17 protein-coding genes are annotated in these 23,837 nt (G+C 50.9%); 12 read left to right on the forward strand and 5 right to left on the reverse strand.

The window, feature by feature from the left end:
* Window positions 1–107 precede the first annotated feature (107 nt).
* From amoC to Q9L42_RS06620, 12 genes are all read left to right on the forward strand, one after another.
* Entirely contained in the window at window positions 108–860 is a 753-nt protein-coding gene (gene amoC / locus Q9L42_RS06565; protein WP_305909223.1) for a bacterial ammonia monooxygenase, subunit AmoC, read from the forward strand.
* Window positions 861–974: 114 nt separating this feature from the next.
* A complete protein-coding gene (gene amoA / locus Q9L42_RS06570) occupies window positions 975–1,724 on the forward strand; it encodes a bacterial ammonia monooxygenase, subunit AmoA (protein WP_305909222.1) in 750 nt (249 codons plus the stop codon).
* Window positions 1,725–1,815: 91 nt separating this feature from the next.
* A complete protein-coding gene (gene amoB / locus Q9L42_RS06575; protein ID WP_305909221.1) occupies window positions 1,816–3,060 on the forward strand; it encodes a bacterial ammonia monooxygenase, subunit AmoB in 1,245 nt (414 codons plus the stop codon).
* Window positions 3,061–3,440: 380 nt separating this feature from the next.
* The gene (gene glyQ, locus Q9L42_RS06580; RefSeq protein WP_305910273.1) at window positions 3,441–4,358 is read left to right on the forward strand and encodes a glycine--tRNA ligase subunit alpha; all 918 of its coding nucleotides are present in this window, start codon (window positions 3,441–3,443) and stop codon (window positions 4,356–4,358) included.
* A complete protein-coding gene (gene glyS / locus Q9L42_RS06585) occupies window positions 4,358–6,427 on the forward strand; it encodes a glycine--tRNA ligase subunit beta (RefSeq protein WP_349432744.1) in 2,070 nt (689 codons plus the stop codon). Before glyQ ends, glyS begins: the two co-directional genes overlap by 1 nt.
* Window positions 6,424–6,966, forward strand: coding sequence for a D-glycero-beta-D-manno-heptose 1,7-bisphosphate 7-phosphatase (gene gmhB, locus Q9L42_RS06590; RefSeq protein ID WP_305909220.1), 543 nt, complete (start codon window positions 6,424–6,426; stop codon window positions 6,964–6,966). Before glyS ends, gmhB begins: the two co-directional genes overlap by 4 nt.
* Window positions 6,932–7,687 carry a lysophospholipid acyltransferase family protein gene (locus Q9L42_RS06595; protein ID WP_305909219.1) on the forward strand — a complete coding sequence of 252 codons (756 nt, stop codon included), beginning with the start codon at window positions 6,932–6,934 and terminating at the stop codon, window positions 7,685–7,687. Before gmhB ends, Q9L42_RS06595 begins: the two co-directional genes overlap by 35 nt.
* Before the next feature lie 16 nt (window positions 7,688–7,703).
* Window positions 7,704–8,114 carry a hypothetical protein gene (locus tag Q9L42_RS06600; RefSeq protein WP_349432371.1) on the forward strand — a complete coding sequence of 137 codons (411 nt, stop codon included), beginning with the start codon at window positions 7,704–7,706 and terminating at the stop codon, window positions 8,112–8,114.
* 616 nt (window positions 8,115–8,730) lie between these two features.
* Window positions 8,731–9,069 carry an STAS domain-containing protein gene (locus tag Q9L42_RS06605; RefSeq protein ID WP_305909218.1) on the forward strand — a complete coding sequence of 113 codons (339 nt, stop codon included), beginning with the start codon at window positions 8,731–8,733 and terminating at the stop codon, window positions 9,067–9,069.
* Between the two features lie 18 nt (window positions 9,070–9,087).
* Entirely contained in the window at window positions 9,088–9,531 is a 444-nt protein-coding gene (locus Q9L42_RS06610; protein WP_349432373.1) for an ATP-binding protein, read from the forward strand.
* Window positions 9,528–14,258: an NAD-glutamate dehydrogenase domain-containing protein gene (locus tag Q9L42_RS06615; RefSeq protein ID WP_349432375.1), complete on the forward strand. Its 4,731-nt coding sequence runs from the start codon at window positions 9,528–9,530 to the stop codon at window positions 14,256–14,258. The genes Q9L42_RS06610 and Q9L42_RS06615 overlap by 4 nt, the downstream gene beginning before the upstream one ends.
* Complete coding sequence (locus tag Q9L42_RS06620; protein WP_349432377.1) at window positions 14,255–16,180, forward strand: PAS domain S-box protein; 1,926 nt, start codon at window positions 14,255–14,257, stop codon at window positions 16,178–16,180. Before Q9L42_RS06615 ends, Q9L42_RS06620 begins: the two co-directional genes overlap by 4 nt.
* Before the next feature lie 18 nt (window positions 16,181–16,198).
* Here Q9L42_RS06620 and cpsG read toward each other — a convergent pair whose 3' ends face one another.
* From cpsG to metH, 5 genes are all read right to left on the reverse strand, one after another.
* On the reverse strand, window positions 16,199–17,563 hold the full coding sequence (gene cpsG / locus Q9L42_RS06625) for a phosphomannomutase CpsG (RefSeq protein WP_305909212.1): 1,365 nt from the start codon (window positions 17,561–17,563) through the stop codon (window positions 16,199–16,201).
* Window positions 17,564–17,802: 239 nt separating this feature from the next.
* Window positions 17,803–19,326 carry a fumarate hydratase gene (locus Q9L42_RS06630; RefSeq protein WP_349432380.1) on the reverse strand — a complete coding sequence of 508 codons (1,524 nt, stop codon included), beginning with the start codon at window positions 19,324–19,326 and terminating at the stop codon, window positions 17,803–17,805.
* Between the two features lie 37 nt (window positions 19,327–19,363).
* On the reverse strand, window positions 19,364–19,606 hold the full coding sequence (locus Q9L42_RS06635) for a glutaredoxin family protein (protein WP_349432382.1): 243 nt from the start codon (window positions 19,604–19,606) through the stop codon (window positions 19,364–19,366).
* The gene (locus Q9L42_RS06640; protein ID WP_432648881.1) at window positions 19,606–20,133 is read right to left on the reverse strand and encodes a TIGR00645 family protein; all 528 of its coding nucleotides are present in this window, start codon (window positions 20,131–20,133) and stop codon (window positions 19,606–19,608) included. The genes Q9L42_RS06635 and Q9L42_RS06640 overlap by 1 nt, the downstream gene beginning before the upstream one ends.
* Window positions 20,133–23,804 carry a methionine synthase gene (metH, locus tag Q9L42_RS06645; RefSeq protein WP_349432384.1) on the reverse strand — a complete coding sequence of 1,224 codons (3,672 nt, stop codon included), beginning with the start codon at window positions 23,802–23,804 and terminating at the stop codon, window positions 20,133–20,135. The genes Q9L42_RS06640 and metH overlap by 1 nt, the downstream gene beginning before the upstream one ends.
* Window positions 23,805–23,837: the final 33 nt, after the last annotated feature.

A 23,837-nucleotide genomic window follows, 5' to 3' on the forward strand; every position in this document is an offset into this window, starting at 1 on the left:
ATTATGGAGGAGTGGCGCTGCTTTCATGAATTTGAGGCAGGGTGTAAATGGATGTGAACAAGAACTCCCGGTAAACCGGGGATTATATAATCTTTTAGGAGGTAGAAATGGCTGCTACAACTGAGTCAGTTAAAGCTGATGCTGCGGAAGCACCGCTATTAAATAAAACAAATCTGTGGGCAGGTATTGCTCTTTATCTTGTTTTCTATTCATTCATTCGTTGGTACGAAGGTGTATATGGTTGGTCCGCAGGACTGGACTCATTCGCACCAGAGTTCGAAACATACTGGATGAATATGCTGTATATCGAGCTGGTTCTCGAAGTAGTGATTTCAGCGGCTCTTTGGGGCTATCTGTGGAAATCACGTGACCGTAAAGTTATGTCCATCACTCCACGTGAAGAGTTGAGAAGACACTTTACTCACTGGACATGGTTGGTTTGCTACGGTTGGGCTATTTACTGGGGCGCTTCTTACTTCACAGAGCAAGACGGTACATGGCACCAAACAATCGTTCGCGATACTGACTTCACTCCAAGTCACATCATCGAGTTCTATCTGTCATACCCAATCTACATCATCACTGGTGTAGCTGCATTCCTGTATGCCAAAACCAGACTGCCAACTTATAACGAAGGTTTACACCTGATGTATATGGTTGTCGTAATTGGTCCTTTCATGATTCTGCCAAACGTTGGTCTGAACGAGTGGGGACACACTTTCTGGTTTATGGAAGAGCTGTTCGTTGCTCCATTGCACTACGGTTTCGTATTCTTTGGATGGGCGGCACTGGGTATCCTGGGTGTATTGAACACAGAAGTAATGGCAATTACAAAATTACTGAAAAAAGACCTGGCTTAATCGCCTAGCTTTTGAAGTAATAATACTATCTCCGGTCGCTCCGCCGCTTGCGGCGGAGCGAATCAGAAGATGGTAAATAAAAAAATATAATTTTAATTTTTAGGAGGTAAGCCAATGAGCGCATCTCAATCAGCTGTACGATCTCGCGCGGAAGCGGTACAAGTTTCCCGTGCGTTTGACTGGATGATTCTTTTTACACTATTCACGGCCGTTCTCGGCGGTTATCACATTCACTACATGTTGACTGGCGGTGACTGGGATTTCTGGACTGACTGGAAAGATAGACGTTTATGGGTAACCGTAGCACCTATCGTTTCAATCACTTTCCCTGCTGCCGTTCAAGCATGTCTGTGGTGGAGATACCGTCTGCCAGTAGGCGCTACTGTTTCTGTATTAGCGCTGCTGTTGGGTGAGTGGATCAACCGTTATATGAACTTCTGGGGTTGGACTTACTTCCCAGTAAACTTCGTATTCCCATCAAACCTGATCCCAGGTGCTATCGTTCTTGACGTAGTATTGATGTTGGGCGGTTCTATGACACTGACAGCTGTTGTCGGTGGTATGGCTTACGGTCTGTTGTTCTACCCAGGTAACTGGCCAATCATCGCTCCATTGCACGTGCCTGTTGAATACAACGGTATGATGTTTACTTTGGCTGATTTACAAGGTTACCACTATGTACGTACTGGTACTCCTGAGTACATCAGAATGGTTGAGAAAGGTACATTGAGAACTTTCGGTAAAGACGTTGCTCCAGTATCAGCGTTCTTCTCCGCTTTCGTATCTATCATCATTTACTTCTTGTGGCACTTCTTCGGCAGATGGTTCTCTAAAACAGACTTCATCGCTGACGACGCTTCATAAGAAGAACTAACAACAAAATAAACGAAGGCTGGCGATGATTCATCGCCAGAAAGTCTTAAATTACAGATTCTCTAGTAATAGAGGAGGGTATATGAAAATAATAAAAGACAAGGTTGCTAAACTATCCTTTGTCGCACTGCTGGTTACTATGACAGCAGCGATTTTTTACACACCTACAGCTTCCGCACATGGTGAAAAGTCACAGGCTGCGTTCATGCGTATGCGTACTATTCACTGGTTTGATCTGAACTGGTCAAAAGACGAAGTTGCAGTAAACGACACTATGACAATTTCTGGTAAATTCCACGTTTTCGCTGGATGGCCTGAAACTGTTGATAAACCCGAAGTTTCTTTCTTGAACATCGGTATTCCTGGTCCTGTTTTCATTCGTGCAGGTTCTTGGATCGGTGGTCAACTGGTTCCTCGTTCAATCACTCTGGAACTGGGCGAAACTTATGACTTCAAAGTGTTGTTGAAAGCACGTCGTCCAGGTGACTGGCACGTTCATACTATGATGAACGTTGAAGGTGGTGGTCCAATCATTGGTCCAGGTAAATGGGTAACTATTACTGGCACAATGGGCGAGTTCGTTAACCCAATCACTACTCTGACAGGCGAAACTATCGACCTGGAAGACTATGCCTTAGATAACATCTATTTCTGGCATGCTTTCTGGTATGCGTTAGGCTTGGCATGGTTAGTGTTCTGGTTCAAACGTCCTATCTTCATTCCACGTCACATCGCTGTTAGCGGTGGTAAAGCAGATACATTGATCTCTGCTGGCGACAAAAAAGTGGGTGTTGCATTCGCAGTTGGTACTTTGGTTATCGTTGCCGCTTCTATGGGCACAACTAACGAAAAATACCCAGTGACCACTCCACTGCAAGCAGGCTTGATGCGTGGCATTAAACCAATTGAAATGCCAGAAGCAACTATTGCAGTTAAAGTTGAAGACGCTTCTTACCGTGTACCTGGTCGTGCTATGCAAATGACACTGACCATCACTAACAACGGTGATTCAGCAGTTCGCTTAGGCGAATTCAACACTGCATCTGTTCGTTTCTTGGACGCTGATGTATTGGAAGATGAAACTGGTTATCCAGATGATCTGTTGGCTGAAGAAGGTCTGACTGTTTCTGATAACAGCCCTCTGGCTCCAGGTGAGACTAGAACTGTTAACGTTACAGCTTCTGACGCTGCATGGGAAGTTTACCGTTTAGCTGACTTGATCTACGATCCAGACAGCCGTTTCGCGGGTCTGTTGTTCTTCTTCGACGAAGACGGCAACCGTCAAATGGTACAGGTAGATGCACCATTGATCCCAACTTTCATCTAATGATAGCTTTCTGAAAACATAAGTTTTTAGAATAGGGATGAAAGCCCTCGTCGCCGCAAGGTGGCGGGGGCTTTTTTTATATGACAAATTCGAGTCTTTTTGCATCAATATCGATCTCACCCTGCCGCACACACTTCTTCCAGAGCTACCTGATACCGTCTTACCCCTTTAGATTGAATGATTCTTATATCCCGAACTGACGTTATGTTTAGGGCATATCTTGGGGCTTGACGGCGGAATCCTTGCTGCCGACATCCTCGCCAAACACACCTCATGCCCTTTTTGAACGCAAACTGATTGCTGGATATTTGGGAGGCGATATGCTTATCAAGCGCTTTTCAGTTATAATTCATCTTTTTATTGAGAAATAATTGTTATCCGTGTCCAGCAAAAATTATCAATTAACGACATTTCAAGGCTTGATTCAGGCTTTGCAGGAATACTGGTCCAATCAGGGCTGTGTATTATTACAACCGTTAGATCAGGAGGTCGGAGCCGGAACCTTCCACCCGGCGACTTTTTTGCGCGCGATAGGGCCGGAGCCATGGAATACGGCCTATGTACAACCTTCCAGAAGGCCTACCGATGGACGCTTTGGCGAAAATCCGATGCGTCTGCAGCATTATTATCAATATCAGGTCGTACTGAAACCATCGCCGGCAGACATACAGGACTTGTATTTGAATTCGTTACGCCATTTAGGGCTGGATTTGCTGGAGCACGATGTACGTTTCGTCGAAGATAACTGGGAGTCGCCGACGCTTGGAGCCTGGGGCTTGGGTTGGGAAGTCTGGTTGAATGGCATGGAAGTATCGCAATTTACTTATTTTCAACAGGTCGGCGGGCTGGAATGTAAGCCAGTCACCGGAGAATTGACTTATGGCCTCGAACGTATCGCCATGTATATTCAGGGCGTCGAGAGCGTTTTCGATCTAGTTTGGACACACGGCCCCCAAGGGCCGGTGACCTATGGAGATGTCTTTCATCAAAATGAAGTGGAAATGTCGGCTTTTAATTTTGATGAAGCGAACGTAGAGTTTTTGTTTTCGTGTTTTGAAACCTATGAACGCGAATGTCAACAATTGATCGAAAAAGACCTGCCTTTGCCGGCCTATGAAATGGTGCTAAAAGCATCGCACGCCTTTAACCTACTTGACGCCAGGCATGCGATCTCGGTCACCGAAAGACAGCGTTATATACTCAGGGTTCGCAACATGTCGAAATCGGTCGCGGAAGCTTATTACAACAGACGAGCAGCCCTAGGTTTTCCAATTCTAAACAAGCAGGGAGCGCAATGATGGCGGACACCAAACCCTTGTTATTTGAAATCGGTTGTGAGGAATTGCCGCCGAAGTCTTTACAGAAATTGAGCATCAGCCTGGGAAACAACATAACGGCCGGCTTGCGAGAAGCCGACTTGGATTTTGCTGCTGTCAAGGTTTATGCAACCCCCCGGAGACTGGCCGTCATCATCGACGAGTTGTGTGCCTCACAAGCGGATAAACTCGTCGAGAAAAGAGGCCCATCGATACTAGCGGCATTTACTGACGATGGTAGCCCTAGCAAGGCGGCCGAAGGTTTCGCCCGCAGTTGTGGTGTGACAGTGGAGCAATTGGGACGGCTGAAAACGGAAAAAGGCGAGTGGTTGGCCTTTAACCAGAATGTGCAGGGCCAGCCTACCGAGACGTTAATACCCGAGTTGTTGCAAAAGAGCATACAGCAGCTTCCGATCGCCAAGCGTATGCGTTGGGGCAGCGGGGAAACGGAATTTGCCCGTCCGGTACATTGGGTCCTATTGTTGTTTGGCGACCAGGTGATAGACTGCGAAATCCTCGGGCAGAAAACAGGAAGAGCGACCCGTGGACATCGCTTCCATGCGCCTGATCCCATTAATATCGAACAGCCATGCGATTATGTCGACAGCTTGTTGAAGAAAGGCAAGGTCGTCGCCGACATTGAACAACGCAAAAACATGATTCGCAAGTGCGCCCACGAGGCGGCTGCCGCGGTCGACGGCATCGCGCATATCGAGGAGGATTTACTGGAAGAGATAGCCGCGATTAATGAGTGGCCGGTGCCGGTAACCGGTAATTTCGATCCGCGTTTCCTGGATTTGCCTGTAGAAGTGTTGATCACGACGATGCAGACGAACCAGAAATATTTTCCGGTAAAAAATGCTCAAGGCGGATTGTTACCGCATTTCATTACCTTCAGTAATATCGAGAGTTCACGGCCCGAATCGATCCAGCATGGCAACGAACGGGTCATCATGCCGCGGTTGGCCGATGCCGAATTTTTTTGGAATCAGGATAGAAAGCAGAAGCTGGAAGACAGGGTGGCAAGCCTGGAGTCGATTGTTTTCCAGAAAAAACTCGGCACGCTGGCAGACAAAACCAGACGGGTCAGCTTCCTAGCGGAACATATTGCCGGCCAAATGCAGGTCGATGTCAGTTTGGCTAAGCGTGCGGCAATGCTGGCCAAGACCGATTTGCTCACCGATATGGTCGGTGAATTCACCAGTTTGCAAGGCATCATGGGGCGTTATTATGCGTTGGCCGACCAAGAACCGGAAGAGGTCGCGGTCGCCTTGGAGGAGCAGTATTACCCGAAACAGTCCGGCAGCGCGACGCCGACGACGCAGACCGGACAAGTCGTCTCGATTGCGGAGAAAATCGACACCTTATGCGGCATCTTCAGCGCCGGCTTGATCCCGACCGGGGATAAGGATCCCTATGCGTTGAGGAGGGCGACACTGGGCATACTTCGCATCATCATCGAGAATAAACTCGATCTGGATGTGATCGATTTGATCGATGTTGCATTGGCTCAATTCAGTCATGACTTTGATAAATCGGCGACTCGACAAATCTTGTCGGATTTTGTCTTTGACAGATTGAAAGGCTATTGTCTGGACAAGGGGTATAGAGCCGACGAATTTGAGGCGGTGATCAGTGTTAAGCCTGGAAAACCGCTGGATTTCATGCAGCGTCTGCAAGCGGTAAAAGACTTTAGGCAATTGCCCGAAGCGGAAAGCCTCGCCGCAGCCAATAAGAGGATTATTAATATCTTGAAAAAAGCGGACGGTAATGTTGCCAAGCAAATCGGCACATTGGTTGAAGCGCAGGAGAAACAGTTGCTGGCCGACGCCAATGCCGCTGAAGCCGATATCACGCCATTGTTGAATAATAAAAATTATCAGGCGGCATTATATCGGTTGGCGCAATTGAGAAAGCCAGTCGATGCGTTCTTCGATCATGTCATGGTCAACACCGAAGACCAGGAACTGCGCAGCAGCCGGTTGGCGTTGCTGGCGATGCTATCCGATCAATTTTTGAAAATCGCCGATGTTTCAAAACTGCAATCATGACGCCGCGCTATGTCTTGCTTGATCGTGACGGCGTCATTAATTATGATTCAGATCAATTTATCAAATCTCCTCAGGAATGGCAGCCCATCCCCGGCAGTTTAGAGGCTCTGGCCTTGCTGAATGAACACGGCTATAAAGTCGTGGTCATCAGTAATCAGTCGGGCGTGGCCCGCGGCCTGTTTGATGAGGTCGCGTTGCAGAATATTCATGCCAAGATGCAAGATCTGGCGGCCGACTATGGCGCCAATATCGAGGCGATTTACTATTGCCCGCATGGTCCCGAAGACGATTGTAGTTGTCGTAAACCCAAAGCCGGCATGTTGCGCCAATTTTCCCAGGATTATCAGGTTTCATTAACGGCGCTGCCTTTTATCGGGGATTCGTTGCGCGATATCGAGGCTGCCAAAGCCGTCTCGGCGCGACCCATGCTGGTGAAAACGGGCAAAGGATGCAAAACCTTGGCCGCAAATCCGGATCTTAACGTACCTGTATTTGAGAATTTATATGATGCAGCAAAATTTATCGTCAAAGAGAAATAATTTAAGAGTTTATATCGGCTCCAGCCTATTATTCGCCTATATTGTCATATCGACGTTAATCATCGGACCGATTATTTTACTGGCCAGCGTGCTGCCGTTCTCGATACGCTATCAAATAGCGCAATTATGGATCAAAACCTTATTCTGGGTGTTAAAAACGACTTGCGGTTTAACCTATGAAGTTCGGGGCTTGGAAAATATACCCAAGAATCAGAGCTGTATTGTGCTAAGCAAACATCAGTCAGCCTGGGAAACGGTCGCATTACGTCTTTTTTTGCCCCCGCAAACCGCATTATTGAAAAGATCCCTGCTCTGGATACCGATTGGCGGTTGGGCGCTGGCGACTTTAAAGCCTATCGCCATCGACAGGGAAAATCAGCGCGAGGCGTTAAAGGCCTTGATTGAACAAGGAATGGCGCGCTTGAAGGAAGGTTTGTTTGTCGTGATCTTCCCGGAAGGCACACGCGCCGCCCCGGGGGAAAATAAAAAGTTCAATGCCGGCGGGGCGATGCTGGCGCAAAAATCCGCTTATCCGGTCATTCCGCTGGCGCATAACGCCGGAGAGTTCTGGCCACGATACAGTTTTTTGAAATACCCCGGTACTATTCAAGTCAGAATTGGTCCCGTTATTCAAACTGAAGGCAAAAAAGCCAAAGAGATCAATGCTGAGGCAGAGACCTGGATAGCGCAGGCCATGGCCGAAATCAGTCAATCCACATAACACAATATTATTTATAATGATGAAAAAATTAGCGTTATTTTGCCTATCCACCCTGTTTTTAGTGGGTTGTGCAGACAAAAATCAATTTGAGCAGGCGGTATTGGAACGCATGCAGAACGAAAAGGACATCAAGGATTACAAGATCGATCCTCAACATATGACCGATTGCGTCGTCGATTTAACGTCGAAAAAGATGCCGGGGCTGTTTCCTTTCGACCCGACGCGGCTGACGGCTTACCGTAACTACGCGAAGATGTTGACGTTGACGAAGTCGGAAGACCCGCAGAAGACGATGGAAGAGCTGCGCAGCAGTTTTGGCTCCGCAAAGGAATTGGCCGAAGCCCATGCGAATTACACCGAGGGCGTGATGAACTGCATGTCCGCCATCATCATGGAAAGTGAAGAAGCCGCCAAGGAAGGCGAATGACCATGCTGCCCCTCCCGTCTTAGCTGGTGAAGACGGGCTGAGACTAGCTAGGCGTCATTTGGCTAATGGCGCCTTTTTTATTGCTCTAAGTTAGCAGGTATGCAGGGAGACAATCTGGCTCGGCAAAAAATTCCAGCCATTGTCGGAAAAGATAATGCGTAATCATCAACAATCTGTTACAAATAAACTGCTGATAACCAAAACTGAATGCGGGTCCATGATCCCAGCAATTCCCAGTTTGAGCGTTTTAGGAATATGCACAAAATAACTTCCCGAAACAGTAGGCTTTGTGGAGGTTCGGTAACTCGCTTGACAGGACGCCGTGAATACATCCATGTAGGCTTGACGGCGGCTATCCCTGCCGCCGACACCTGTCAATCGAGCCACCGATTCCTCTTACGACATTTGGAAAAGTTATTTCATACTCGTTCCTTAAAGGTGTTTAGGGCGAGGGGTGTGTCTGTCGAGGAGCGCCGTGAACCTGTGCTTGGGGGCTTGACGGCGGTATCCCTGCCGCCGACATCCTCGCCAAACACACCCCATGCGCTCTTAGTCATCCAAATTGGAATTGCTGCCATGACCCTATAAACTTGACCACGAGCGAAATTGTTTTCTGATGAATCTTAAGCATGAAAAATTAAACGGCTACCTGATTTTGCAAATTTGCGAGGAACGCATCGATGCCCATAACTCGGTGGAGTTGAAAGAAACCGTGTTGAAACTGATCGAACAGGGAGAAATTAATATTGTCGTAAAATTAGATCAGGTGCGTTTCATCGATAGCTCCGGTTTGGGGGCATTGCTGTCCGGGTTTAAAAACGCCGCAGCCAGGTCCGGTAAGTTGGTGTTGAGCAATATTCAAAACCAAGTTCTTTCGATGTTCGAGCTGACCCGGCTGAATCGAGTTTTTGAAATTTATGCGGATATTAGCGATGTTTTGAGCGACAGCGATTAGCAACTATAGAGGTCATCTATGTCCGACGACGAGCTACAGATAGATGTGGTGATTCCCACACAAACGCGCTATTTAGATTTGATCGGCAGTATCGCCGAGCATATCGGCAGGGAGCTGCAACAGTATTCGGGCGATCGGGAGGCATTCGCTTATCATTTGAACTTGGTGTTAACGGAAGCGACATCCAATGCTATTCGCTATTCCGGTCATAATGATCCGAGTGAAACCGTCAGGATTACCATACAATTCATCGAAGATGAGCTGACTATCAAGGTCTATGATCATGGCCAAGGTTTCGATCTGGAAAAAATTCCTATCCCTGATCTAGACCATCCCAAGGAGGGCGGGATGGGCATCTTCTTCATTCGTTCGTTGATGGATTCGGTAAGCTATCGCAAGGGGGAGGATGTTAATGTGTTGGAAATAAAAAAAAAATTAAAACCCAATCCGAAAGTCCCTTGAAAATCTATCTTGAAGCCTCCCACTTGTCGGCCGATAAAAGTCGTCAGCACCTTAAAATAGATGAGGTGCAGTATCTGCTTGACCGTCATGAAAATATACAAAAACGGCGCTTTCTGAAGACGTTAGCGGAAGTGGTCGTTTTTCCCGATAGTTTTTTAAGCTCGTTGCCCGCCGCGTTATTGGCTAAACTGATCATAAGATTTTATGATTTTCTTGAAGGCCGCGCCGAGCGCATCGACTTGCAAGTCCTTCCGTTGCTTAACGGCGATCAACATCTGTTGCTGATCAATGCGCCCAACGCCCCTTATCTGGTCGAGACCCTGTTGTTGCTGCAACAAAAATATCACACCTTATTTAGTCTGATTGCCCACCCCGCTCTGACGATCAAACGCAGAAATCAGGGCATTATTTATTTGGAGAATCAAGTCGAAGGGGAATGCGGGGAATTATTTATCCTTATTCGGCTGGATAATATTGACAATTCAGCCTTGCCGGTCATACAGGCGGAGTGTCGGACATTACTGACTCAGGTCTATCGGGCTTTTCAAGCTTCCTCGGCGTTTACGGAGCAACTGGAAAATATTAAAACACTCAACGGGATCAGCGCCTATCAGCCGTTAGTGTCATGGCTGCAACACGACGTCTTTATTCCGCTATGGTATCGGCCGATAAAGGATATCAGCGGGTTCGCTTTCAAACGGGAGGAAACGGAGGATGTCGGCATCGATTTTCCGGCCTGCCTCAATATATTCAACGCGGGGGCGGCGCAGTTATTGAGTGAGGAAATCAGGCGTTTGTTGGCTAGCAATAGCGAAGCCGTGGTTCATAAACTGGCGATTCAAAGCCCGCTGATCAGCAATCAGCCGCTGATTTATATAGGGCTGCGGGAAAAGCATAAGCAAACCGAGACAGAGCATGCTTTTATCGGACTGATCAGGAATATTGAACTCAATCATAGCGCCTATCATATTGCGCCATTACAGGAAAAAATCGAACAAACGTTGGCGAGGATCAGGGTGACTCAGGGAAGTCACGACTATGTCAAGTTACGGGAGATATTTAGCCTGTTTCCTAAGCTTGAGCTGTTTTTCCTCAGAGAGGAGCAGCTCTATTTATTGGGGCAGTCGTTATGCCGCTATCTGAATCGCCCCGATGCGCTGAAATTATTATTTCTGGCGAGTCCTAGCCCTTTACGCCTGTCCTTTCTCGTCATCATTCCACAGGAGTTTCTGACGGAAAGCCTGTCAAGCACAGTCGTTAATATCATCTGTGATGCATTGGGTTGCCAGGCGGACGATGTTCGCATGATTAACTATGGCGAAAGCTACAGCGCTTTATATTTATCGCTGGGGCCGCGCCAACAACAGCAATTGCATATCGATATCGCCAGGCTGGAGAAACGGCTGAACCGCAATTGCAGGCCTTGGCCGGTTCAATTAAGAAGATTGCTCGATAGAGCCTTCGGCAAAACTGACGGCGGTAAATTGTGGTGTCAATATCATGACAGCTTCGCGGCGGATTATCAGGCGATGCTGCCTCCGCGTTATGCGGTCAAGGATATCGTGCAGATTGAAAAGGCGGGAGCGAATGGCGGGTTGGGCATTAATTTATTGACGCCTTGCCATGGACTGGAGCATTTTCGACTGCATTTTCACAGCACTTCCGAACAGTATCTGGATGAATACATTCCGGTGCTGGACAATCTTAATTTAAGACTGATAGACCAGGTGCAATTCACGGTAAAAGTGCAGGAGACGACGCTATTCATCAAGAGTTTTACGGTGATGCCGGCTTGCAGTCCCTGGCGACCGTTACAAAAACTCAAACCTTTGCTGCTAGGCGTCATTGAGGCCATGCTGAAAGGCAAGGTTGAGAATGACCGCTTGAATCAGTTAGTGCTCCTGACCGGCATGAGTTGGCAGGACGTCGATGTGCTGAGGACTTATCGCAATTATTGTTTGCAACTTGGTTTTCATGTCACCCTTTCCAGCTTCCATCGGGCGCTGCTGAATAATCCGCAATTGGTCAGATTACTTTATCAGTATTTCGAAGTTCGATTTCGCCCGACGCCTGAATGGGAAGATCTTGCGATCAGGGAAGAGCAGGCCCTGTTTCCGATCCGCTTACGCTTATTGCAAGAGATGGAAACGGTTGACGACCTGAATGACGACAGGATACTCCGAACTCTGTTTAACCTGATAGATTCGACGGTGCGCAGTAATTTTCATATACGTCGTGAACACGCGGACTATTTCATCGCGATCAAGATTAACAGCCTCGGCGTCATCGATATGCCGAGCCCGAGGCCTAGTTATGAAATCTATGTCCATGCCGCCGATATGGAAGGCATCCATTTACGCGGCGGTAAAATCGCCCGGGGCGGTATACGTTGGTCTGACCGCCCCGATGACTTCAGGATGGAAATATTGGGCTTGATGCAGACGCAAATGAGCAAAAATGCGTTGATTGTGCCAACCGGCGCCAAAGGCGGTTTTGTGGTCAAAAGGCAGCAGGCCAATGAGAGCTTCAGAGAATCCGGGAAAAGAGCCTATCTGCAGCTCATGCATGCGTTACTGGACTTGACCGACAATTATGTCGAAGAAAAGGTCAAGACCTTGCCTGGCATCGTTCGTTATGACGATACCGACCCTTATCTGGTCGTTGCCGCGGACAAGGGGACGGCGCAGTTTCCAGACCTGGCCAATGCAGTGGCGGCGGAATTCCGGTTTTGGCTAGGCGACGCCTTCGCCAGTGGCGGTTCTCAAGGCTATAACCATAAAGAGCTAGGCATTACCGCGCGGGGCGCCTGGGAGAGCATCAAACGCCATTTTCGCGAACGAGGCAAAAACATCCAGGAAGATCCTTTCACCGTCGTCGGCATAGGCAGCATGGACGGTGACGTGTTCGGCAATGGCATGTTGTTGTCGCCTTGCATCAAGCTACGCGCCGCCATCAGTGGGCGGCATATTTTTCTGGACCCCGAGCCTGATCCGCGTATCTCCTCACTGGAGCGTCGGCGTTTGTTCGATTTGCCGGGCTCCAGCTGGGACGATTATCAACGCAATCTGCTCAGCGAAGGGGGAGGGGTTTATCGGCGCGACGACAAGGACATCCCCATTTCGGAAGCGATCCGGCAGTGGTTGAATATCCGTTATAAGCGGCTGGATGGCGAGACGCTGATACGTTATCTGTTGACTGCGCCGGTCGAACTATTATGGCTAGGGGGGATCGGGACCTATGTCAAAGCCAGTACGGAAAAGCACGAAGAGGTGGGCGATCGGCAAAACGATAATGTCAGAGTGGACGCCGACGCCGTCAAGGCAGATGTCGTCGGAGAAGGGGCCAATCTCGGTTTTACTCGGCGGGCCCGGGTTGAATTCGCCTTGACCGGCGGCAGCATCAATACCGATGCCATCGATAATTCCGCCGGCGTCGATACTTCAGACCATGAAGTGAATTTGAAAATATTGTTGCGGGAACTGCATAAGAAGGGCCTGATCGATGATTACCAGACGTTGTTCGATGAATTGGCGGAGCCGGTTTGTCAGTCGGTGCTTGCCGATAATTATCATCAAACCCTGTGTTTGTCGTTGGAGCAAATTCGTTGTAACGAACAGGCAGAACCGTATATGGAGTTGGCGGAAAGACTGCAAGCGGCCGGCTTTTTGGATTTTGCCGATGAGGCTTTTCCATCGTTCAAGACGGTGTCGGCGCGAGACAAAATCAAACTGACTCGCCCCGAACTGGCGGTGCTGGTCTCATCGGCGAAGCGATGGTTGACTCAGCAACTACTGGAGCGGTCGGAATTCGTTTCGGCGCGCTGTTGTGATCATTATTTATTGGCTTATTTCCCCCCGCCCTTGGTCGAACGTTTCGTCCAACATATTCCTAACCACCCCTTGGCTTCGGCGATCAAGGCGACCTGTATCAGCAATTTGGTCATCAATCAGGCAGGTTGCGCCTTCATCGCCCGCGCCGTCGATAATCAGCACCAGGAAATCTGCGCATTGATCAGCAGTTATCTGGCCTTCGATCGAATCCTGCAGGGCGACGTGATTAGAAAGTCACTCGTGGAGCTCGACAATCACATCGATGCCGCGCTGCAATATCAACTGTTGCTGAAATTAGAGGCTAGGTTGGCCGAATTCAGCTTCTGGAGCTTCGCGAATAATGCCCGCTTAAAGCCTGAATCGAGTTTGGTTGCGGATTATCAAGATTATTTACAGGAATTTATTCGTTGCGCCGCGCGGCAAGAACAGAGTGAGGACTCAAGGATGACAGCTTATGGCAAGGAGCTTCCTAAACAGTTGCTCGAACAGCTGCAACGCTTGGATGAAATCAAAGATTTTCCCGCTTGCGTCAAGATGACGATCGACACGGCTAGCGATATCGATAAAATCGTAAGCCTTTATGAGGAAACGGCGCAATTATTGTTTCTGGCGCTGGTGCGGGAACAGCTGGGTCACATCGCTCTGCAAGACAGCTGGGAGCGCAAGATGTTTAACCAGTTGCAACAGGGAATCACCCAGATGCAAAGTCAATTGGTTAAAAAAATCGTGCAATCCGATTGCGCCAGCGCGCAAGACTATTTTGCCGCCAGCCAAAGGCGGGCATTGCTGAACCGTTATCAGCGCAGTTATCATGACATGACTCCGGCGTTGCAGCGCCGATTGATGCCTTTCCTGGTCTGGCACCAAGAGTTAGAGAGATTGCTGGAAGCGTTATGACGAGCAAAAACTTCACCGAGCAACGACAAGATAGCGAGCTATTGCGGGTCATGCATCGGGCCGTTGAGCAAAGCGCCAGCGCGGTGATGATTACCGACGCAAATAGCCGGATCGAATATATCAACCCGAAGTATACGGAATTGACAGGTTACTCCCGGAAGGAATTGCTGGGGGAAACGCCCAAATTATTACAATCCGACGAGACCACCGATCTCGACTATCAACAAATGAGGCAGGCGCTGAGGACTAGCGGCGAGTGGCGCGGCGAAATCAAGGACCGGAAGAAGAGCGGCGAATTGTTTTGGGTCTACGAGACGATCACCGCAATAACCAACAAGGCTGGGAAAATCACCCACTTCTTAGCGATAGCCGAAGATATCAGTTCGCGTAAGAAGGTCGAATCGGCGCTGGTCGACAGCGAACAACGCTTCCGCCAGATGGCGCAGATGACCGGTGAATGGTTGTGGGAGCAAGACCCCGAAGGTTATTACATCTATAGCAGTATTGCGGTACAGGATATACTCGGTTTTCAGCCTGAAGAAATTATCGGCAAGCACTATACCGAATTGTTGACCGCTGAGGATAAAACAGAGCTGCAGCGCAATACGGCCATTGAACAGCCTTTTTATGCCTTAATGAATCATTATCGGCATCGTGACGGTCATGAGATTTTTACCGAATCAACCGGTTTGCCAATCAAGGATGAAAATGGCAGGTTGATTAAATGGCGGGGCGTCGATCACGATATCACCGCCAGAAAACATTTCCAGGATGCGCTGCTAGATAGCGAAAAACGCAAACGTCTAATCCTGGAAACCGCCCTCAACGCGATGGTGACGATGGATTCCTACGGGATCATCACCGATTGGAACCGGCAGGCGGAAAAGATGTTCGGGTGGTCGCGCGATGAAGCTATTGGTCAGCGCCTGGCCAAGCTGATAATTCCTAGGCGTTTTCGTAAAGAGCATTACCGCGGGCTGCAGGTCTTTCTGCGCAGCGGCAAAGGCAAGATACTCAATCAATTGATTGAGCATACCGCGATACGTCGTGATGGTAGTGAATTCCCCGTTGAGTTCAGTGTGGCGCCGTTAAAATTGGGGAACGCCTATGAGTTCAGCGGTTTCATTCATGATATCAGCGAGCGCAAGGAAAGCGAGCAAAGAATTCGTCAGGCGGAGGTTTCCCTCGCCATTGCCGAGAATGAAATGAAGATCGCTCATCAGATTCAGACTTCGCTGCTGCCCGCCAAGCCGATTAAGACCGCCAATTTTGAAATTATCGGCTATTGTCTGCCCGCCGCCCGGGTAGGGGGGGATTATTTCGATTATTTTTTGCGTGATCATGACATCCTCGATATGACCATCGTCGATGTCTCCGGTCATGCGATCGGCCCCGGCCTGTTCATGGTGGCAACCCGAAGCGCGCTGCGCGCCCAGGCCAACTGGAGTCGTACTCCGGCGCATGCCTTGACGACGTTGAATGATTTTCTATTTGATGACTTAAATAACGCCGACTATTTCATCACCATGACTTATCTGCAATATCATCCGGAAAAGCAGCAATTGAGTTATGCCAATGCCGGGCACCCACCGGCGCTCATTAGCAGGGGCGATGACGACGGCTGTCAGCAGTTGGATGCCGAAGGACTGGTGCTGGGCATCCGTAAGCAAGTGTGGTTCGAAGAAAAAACGCTGACGATTAAGTCCGGTGATACGGTGTTGTTATATACCGACGGCGTGATCGAAGCGGAAAACCCTCAGGGCGAATTTTTTGGCGTCGAGCGGCTCTGCCAGTTGCTGAACAAGATTGCCCAGCGCTCGCCCCAGCAGATCATTGATACCATCCTGGAGGCATTAAAGCGTTTTTGCGCCAAGGAAATATTTGCCGATGATATTACCCTGCTGGTGTTTAAGCGCCACTGACGTCATGATGACCAATTGTCATTGCCGAAGTAAAGCCTGAATCTCAGCCGTTTTCCGTTCCATCAACGGCACATCGCCGCGTGATTCGACATTCAGTCTGACCACCGGTTCGGTGTTCGACGAGCGCAGGTTGAAACGCCAATCGGCGAATTCCAAGCTGATGCCATCGGTTTCATCGATCGCTAGGGCATCCGCTTGATAATGCGTTCTGACGCGGGCGATGGCCGCCGCCGGGTCGGCCAGCTTGGCATTGATTTCACCCGATGACGGATAAGCGGCGATGCGTTCGGCGACCATTTCCGACAGTTTTTGAGCTTTAACCGATAATAATTCGATCACCAGCAGCCATGGAATCATGCCGCTGTCGCAGTAGGCGAAATCGCGGAAATAATGATGGGCGCTCATTTCCCCGCCGTAGATCGCATCCTCCTTGCGCATGCGTTCCTTGATGAAGGCATGGCCGGTTTTCGACATCACCGGGATGCCGCCAGCGGCCTCGACCACATCGATGGTGTTCCAGCTTAGACGGGGATCATGGATGATCTTGCTGCCCGGAACCTTGTGCAAAAAGGCCTCGGCCAACAGGCCGACGATGTAGTAGCCTTCGATGAAACGGCCTTGTTCATCGAATAAAAAACAACGATCGAAGTCGCCGTCCCAGGCGATGCCGATGGCGGCATGATGTTTTAGTACGGCCTCGCTGGTGTCATGGCGGCATTCCGGCAATAACGGATTGGGAATGCCGTTGGGGAAGCTACCGTCCGGTCGATGGTGTATCTTGATGAATTCGAGCGGTGCGCCGGCGGCCTGCAGGCGCGCTTCCAAGGCATCGATCACATGGCCGGCCGCGCCGTTGCCGGCATTGACCACCAGTTTCAGCGCTTTCAGCTTGTCGATGTCGATATAGGTCATCAGGTGATCGACATAGGCGTCCAGATGGGACAGTCTGCTGAGCGTACCTCGCCGTTTAACCGGGCCGAAGGCATTGGCTTCGGCAAGGTGCTGGATATTATGCAGACCGCTGTCGCCGCTGATTGGTTTGGCCTGCTCGCGGACCAGTTTCATACCATTATAATCCATCGGATTGTGGCTGGCGGTCACCTCGATGCCGCCGTCGACATCGAGAGCCTGAGCGGCATAATAGATTTCCTCGGTTCCGGTCATGCCGATGTCGATGACGTCGACGCCGGCATCCAACAAGCCCTCGGTCAGCGCCTTCTTCAATGATTCCGAAGTCAGTCGCACATCGCCGCCGACCGCGATGGTTTGGGCTTGAAGATACTCGCCGGTGGCGCGGCCGATGCGGTAGGCGATGTCCTCGTTAAGCTCTACGCCCAGTTGGCCACGAATATCGTAGGCTTTGAAGCAGGTCAGTTTTTCCATGATTATTGAACCGTCTGGTCTTTAATAACGATTAAGTCGGCAAGTGCGGCGTTTAAGAACGTTGATAAATATGGGACAGCACCGTTTTACGCTGAACAAGCCCTATAGAATACATTATTCACGATGAAGATCATGAAGTACACGAAGAATTAAATCTTCATAGTAATTATTCGGCGTACTTTTATCAGAGGGAGTCGCTTGGGTGCTGAACAGTTTTCATGGGTCGCGGCTGGCGATATTCATTGCGATTCCACCGAAATCTTGCCGATTTTCGCTTGCCAGACCTTGGGCGCGCTCTGGTGTACCGAGTCGCCGCGGCTGTCGACGGCGACGGTCACCGGCATATCCTCGACGACAAACTCATGAATCGCTTCCATGCCGAGATCGGCGAAGGCGACGACGCGGGCCTGACGAATCGCTTTCGAGACCAAATAGGCGGCGCCGCCGACAGCGATCAAAGACACCGCTCGATGTCGTTTTATTGCTTCGATGGCCGCCGGTCCCCGTTCGGCCTTGCCGATCATGCCCAATAAACCGGTTTTTTTCAACATCGTCTCGGTGAATTTATCCATCCGGGTTGCGGTCGTCGGCCCTGCGGGGCCGACGACTTCGTCGCGTACCGGATCGACCGGGCCGACGTAATAAATGAACTTGTTGTTGAAGTTGACATTTTCCGGCAGGGCTTCTCCGCGCGCGAATAGGTCGACGATGCGTTTATGGGCAGCATCCCGGCCGGTCAGCAGGGCGCCGCTGAGCAATAGCGTTTCGCCGGGTTTCCAAGAGGCCACATCCTCCTTGCTGAGCGTATCGAGATTGACGTGGCGGGCAGTTTCGCCGGCATCCCAGCTGATTTTTGGCCAGTCCTCCAATTTCGGCGGCGGCAGCTGTACCGGTCCGGAGCCGTCCAGGGTAAAATGCGCATGGCGCGTCGCGGCGCAGTTGGGGATGATCGCCACCGGTTTATTGGCGGCGTGGGTCGGATAGTCCTTGATCTTGACGTCCAGCACCGTGGTCAGTCCGCCCAGTCCTTGAGCGCCGATGCCTAGGGCATTGACTTGGTCATACAGCTCAAGACGCAGTTCCTCTATCGCATTAGCCGGACCGCGGGCTTGTAGTTGCTGAATGTCGATCGATTCCATGCAGGCCTGTTTGGCCAGCAGCATCGCTTTTTCCGCGGTGCCGCCGATGCCGATGCCGAGTATGCCGGGAGGACACCAACCCGCGCCCATCGTCGGCACCGTTTGCAGCACCCATTCGACGATGCTGTCGGAAGGATTGAGCATGGCGAATTTGGCTTTGGCTTCGGAACCGCCGCCCTTGGCCGCGACTTCGACGTCGACATTATCGCCGGGCACTACTTCCATATGAATCACTGCGGGCGTGTTGTCGCCGGTGTTGAGGCGTTTGCCGGCCGGGTCCGTCAGCACCGAGGCGCGCAGCCGGTTGTCCGGGTCGGTGTAGGCTCTACGCACTCCTTCATTGACCATATCGGCGATGCTGATGTCGGCGTCCCATTGGACGGCCATACCGATTCTCAAAAAGACCGTGACGATGCCGGTATCCTGGCAAACCGGCCTTCGGCCCTCGGCGCACAGGCGCGAGTTGATCAGAATTTGGGCGATCGCATCTCGGGCGGCCGGACTTTGTTCCTGTTCGTAGGCGCGATGCAGGGCCTGGATAAAATCAGGCGGGTGATAATAGGAGATGTACTGCAGCGCATCGGCGATGCTTTGGATGAAATGGTTTTGGCGGATGACGCTCATTGTTAATGCTCCCTAACCCCTGAAAGATACTGAATAGTTACCAACGATGTTTGGCAATAAACCGTTGTAATGCGGCGTTATCGAATGGCCAGCTCAGTTCCGCGCCGCTGGGCCGATGCAAAAGCACCGGGATGCGAACGGCGTACCGGTCTAGCCAATCATCGTTATCGGCGATATCCTTTTTTTCATAGCGTATCAGGTTAGCCGATTGTCCAAGTAACTGCTCAGCCTGTTCGCATAAATGGCAGCCGCCGGTGCCGAATAAATAGTAATCGCTCATCAATGCTTGGTGATTTTGTCCAGATAGCCCATCAATAGCGCCGAGATCACCAGAGTCAAGTGTATGACCACGTACCATAATAACTTGCTATTGTCGGTGTGCTGTATGTTCATGAACACTTTCAATAAATGAATCGAGGAAATGGCGACGATCGAAGAAGCAAGTTTTATTTTCAACGAACCGTAATCATGGGTGCCCAGCCAGCCCAGTTTTTCGGTGTTGGGGGCGATATCCATTTGTGAGACGAAGTTCTCATAACCGCTGAACATGACGATAACCGTCAGGCTGCCGACCAGGGTCAGGTCGATCAAGGTCAACAATTGCAAGATCATGTCGGATTCCTCGATCTCCAGGAGCTGCGGCATGAAATGATACACTTCCTGGAAAAACTTGACCGTCAGCGCCAGTAAGGCCAGGCTGAGTCCCAGATATATCGGCGCCAACAGCCAGCGACTCGCATACATGGTTCGCTCTACTGATCGTTCGATTAGGGATTTTATGGTCATATTTGCATCACCTGATGACATCAATCGTGCAAGTGAGCCGACAGCCAGCGTTCAGTCACTTCAGTGGGCATGCCTTTACGTTGGGCATAGTCCTGCAATTGTTTTTGGTCGATTTTACCGACATTGAAATATTGCGATGCGGGATGGGAAAAATACCAGCCGCTGACCGCCGCGGTCGGGGTCATCGCATAACTTTCGGTTAGTTCGATGGTCGTGGTCGGCGTGACATTCAACAAGTCAAATAATTTGCCTTTTTCGGTATGGTCGGGGCAGGCCGGATAGCCGGGCGCCGGGCGTATACCCTGATAGGCTTCGGCAATCAGCTCCTTACTGTCATGTCGTTCTTCTTTGGCATAGCCCCAGTAATTTTTTCTCACCACCTCGTGCAGATATTCGGCGAAGGCTTCCGCCAGTCTGTCGGCCAGCGCCTTGAGCATGATGGCGCTGTAATCGTCATGATCTTGTTCGAATTCCTTCAGTTTGGTCTCGATGCCGATGCCGGTGGTGACCGCGAAGCCGCCGACGTAGTCGGCTTTACCGCTGTCTACCGGAGCGACGAAGTCGGATAAGCAGTAATTGGGCCGGCCCGGCGCCTTGATGTTCTGCTGACGCAGATGATGGAGAATTTCCAGCTGTTCGCTGCGACTTTCATCGGTATAAAGGATGATGTCTTCGTCAACGCTGTTGGCCGGGAAAAAGCCGATCACGGCTTTCGCCTCCAACCATTGTTCTGAGATGATTTGATGCAGCATTGCCTGGGCGTCCTCGAACAGTTTTCTGGCTTCGTCACCGATGATATTATCGTCGAAGATGACCGGATAACGTCCGGATAGCTCCCAGGTATGGAAGAACGGCGTCCAGTCGATATACCAGACCAGGGTCTCCAGCGGGAAGCGGTCGATGACCTTGGTGCCGAGAAAGGACGGTTTGATTGGTTGATAATCGCCATACACGAAGCGATTGGCCCTGGCTTGCTCCAGCGTCAGCTGTTTGGTTTTGGCTTTGCGGCCTTTATGGTGTTCCCGAACTTGCTCGTATTCGGTTCGTATCTTGTCGATGAATGCATTTTTTTGATCCTTGCTTAACAAGGCGCTGACCACGCCGACGCTGCGCGAGGCGTCGGCGACATAAACGGTGGCGCCGTGATAGTTCGGCTCGATTTTGACCGCGGTATGGGCGCGTGAGGTCGTCGCGCCGCCGATCAGTAATGGGATTTCGACGCCCTGGCGTTCCATTTCCTTGGCCATGTGCACCATTTCATCCAATGACGGCGTTATCAGGCCGCTCAGGCCGATGACGTCGACCTTTTCTTCACGCGCCGTTTTCAGGATTTTTTCCGCCGGCACCATCACGCCCAGGTCTAACACGTCATAGTTATTGCATTGCAGCACGACGCCGACAATATTTTTGCCGATATCATGCACGTCGCCTTTGACCGTCGCCATCAGCACCTTGCCGTTGGCTTCCCGCTCGCCGTCTTTTTCGGCGTCCATGAACGGCATCAGATAGGCGACCGCTTTCTTCATCACCCGGGCGGATTTGACCACTTGCGGCAGAAACATCTTGCCGGCGCCGAACAAGTCGCCGACGACATTCATGCCGTCCATCAGCGGTCCCTCGATGACCAGCAACGGTTTTTCCGCTTCCTGCCTTGCTTGCTCGGTATCTTCATCGATATAGTCGGCAATCCCTTTGATCAAGGCATGCTCCAGACGCTTGTTGACCGGCCAGCTGCGCCATTCCAGGTCTTCTTGTTTGGCGCTCGTGCTTCCGTCACCGCGATATTTTTCGGCGATTTCCAGCAGTTTTTCGGTGGCGCCGGGATCGCGGTTCAGCACCACGTCTTCGACGGTATTGCGCAGTTCTTCGGGGATGTCTTCGTAAATCGCCAGTTGTCCGGCGTTGACGATGCCCATATCCATGCCGGCATGGATCGCGTGATAGAGGAACACCGCGTGTATGGCTTCCCGCACCGGGTTGTTGCCGCGGAACGAGAACGAGACATTGGAAACGCCGCCGGAGATCAGCGCATGTGGCAGCGTGCGTTTGATTTCGCGGGTCGCCTCGATGAAGTCCATGCCATAGTTGTTGTGTTCCTCGATGCCGGTGGCGATGGCGAAGATGTTGGGGTCGAAAATAATGTCTTCGGCTGGGAAACCGACTCGTTCGGTCAGTATCTTATAGGCGCGTTGACAGATCTCGACCTTGCGCTCGAAGGTGTCGGCCTGGCCTTGTTCATCGAATGCCATGACGATGACCGCGGCGCCATAACGACGCACTAGCTTGGCATGTTGGATGAAGGCTTCCTCGCCTTCCTTCAACGAAATCGAGTTGACGACGCCCTTGCCCTGTATGCATTTCAGGCCCGCTTCCAGAATCTCCCATTTCGAGGAATCGAGCATGATAGGCACCTTGGCGATGTCCGGCTCGGCGGCGATCAAGTTCAGGAAGCGCGTCATCGCTTGCTGGGAATCGAGCATGCCTTCGTCCATGTTGATGTCGATGATCTGCGCGCCATTTTCCACCTGCTGCTTGGCGACTTCCAGCGCCGTTTCATAGTCTTCCTCGACGATCAGCCGTTTGAATCTAGCCGAGCCGGTCACGTTGGTGCGTTCCCCGACATTGACAAACAGCGTGTCCGGTCCTATCGCCATCGGTTCCAGGCCGGCGAGATGACATTGTTTTGCCAGCTCCGGGACTTTCCTTGGCGGATGTTTTTCGACCGCCTTGATGATCGCCTCGATATGCGCCGGCGAGGTGCCGCAGCAGCCACCGATGATGTTCAGGTAACCATTGGCCGCCCAGTCTGCCAGTTCCTTGGCCATTTCCTCCGGCGTTTCATCATATTCGCCGAATTCATTGGGCAGGCCGGCGTTAGGGTGGGCGGAGACATGGGTGTCGGCGATGTGTGAAAGTTCTTCGATATATTGACGTAATTCTTTGGCGCCGAGGGCGCAGTTGAAGCCGATCGAAATCGGTTCGGCGTGGCTCAGCGAGGTCCAGAAGGCGGCGGCGGTCTGGCCGGACAAGGTGCGGCCCGAGGCGTCGGTAATGGTGCCGGAAATCATGATCGGCAGTTTGTAACCGATTCGCTCGAAATATTGTTCGACCGCAAACACCGCCGCCTTGGCGTTTAGCGTGTCGAACACCGTCTCAATCAGGAGGATGTCGACGCCGCCATCGATCAGTCCCTTGACCGCTTCGCTGTAGGCTTCAACCAAGTCGTCGAAACTGATATTTCTGAAACCGGGGTCGTTGACGTCGGGGGACATCGAGGCGGTGCGGTTGGTGGGTCCGAGGATGCCGGCGACAAAGCGCGGCTTATCGGGGGTCAGGGCGCTCACTTCCGCGGCGGCCTGTTTGGCCAAACGCGCCGATTCGAGATTGATTTCATAAGCCAGCGATTCCATTTTATAATCGGCCATCGCAATCTTCGTGGCATTGAAACTGTTGGTCTCAATGATATCGGCGCCTACGTCCAGATATGCCCGATGTATCGACTTGATGATTTCCGGCTGCGTTAGTGACAACAAGTCATTGTTGCCTTGCAGATCGCAGCTCCAGTCGGCAAAACGTTCCCCCCGATAATCGTTTTCCTCCAGCTTATAACTCTGTATCATCGTACCCATGGCGCCATCTAGGAACAAAATACGCTGCGTTAGTTGCTGTTTCAGTAATTCGTGATTTTTCATATTGATTGATAGTGTGGAAAGCTGTTTTTGATT

The organism is Methylomarinum sp. Ch1-1 (genome assembly GCF_030717995.2).
GTDB classification, from domain to species: Bacteria; Pseudomonadota; Gammaproteobacteria; order Methylococcales; family Methylomonadaceae; genus Methylomarinum; species Methylomarinum roseum.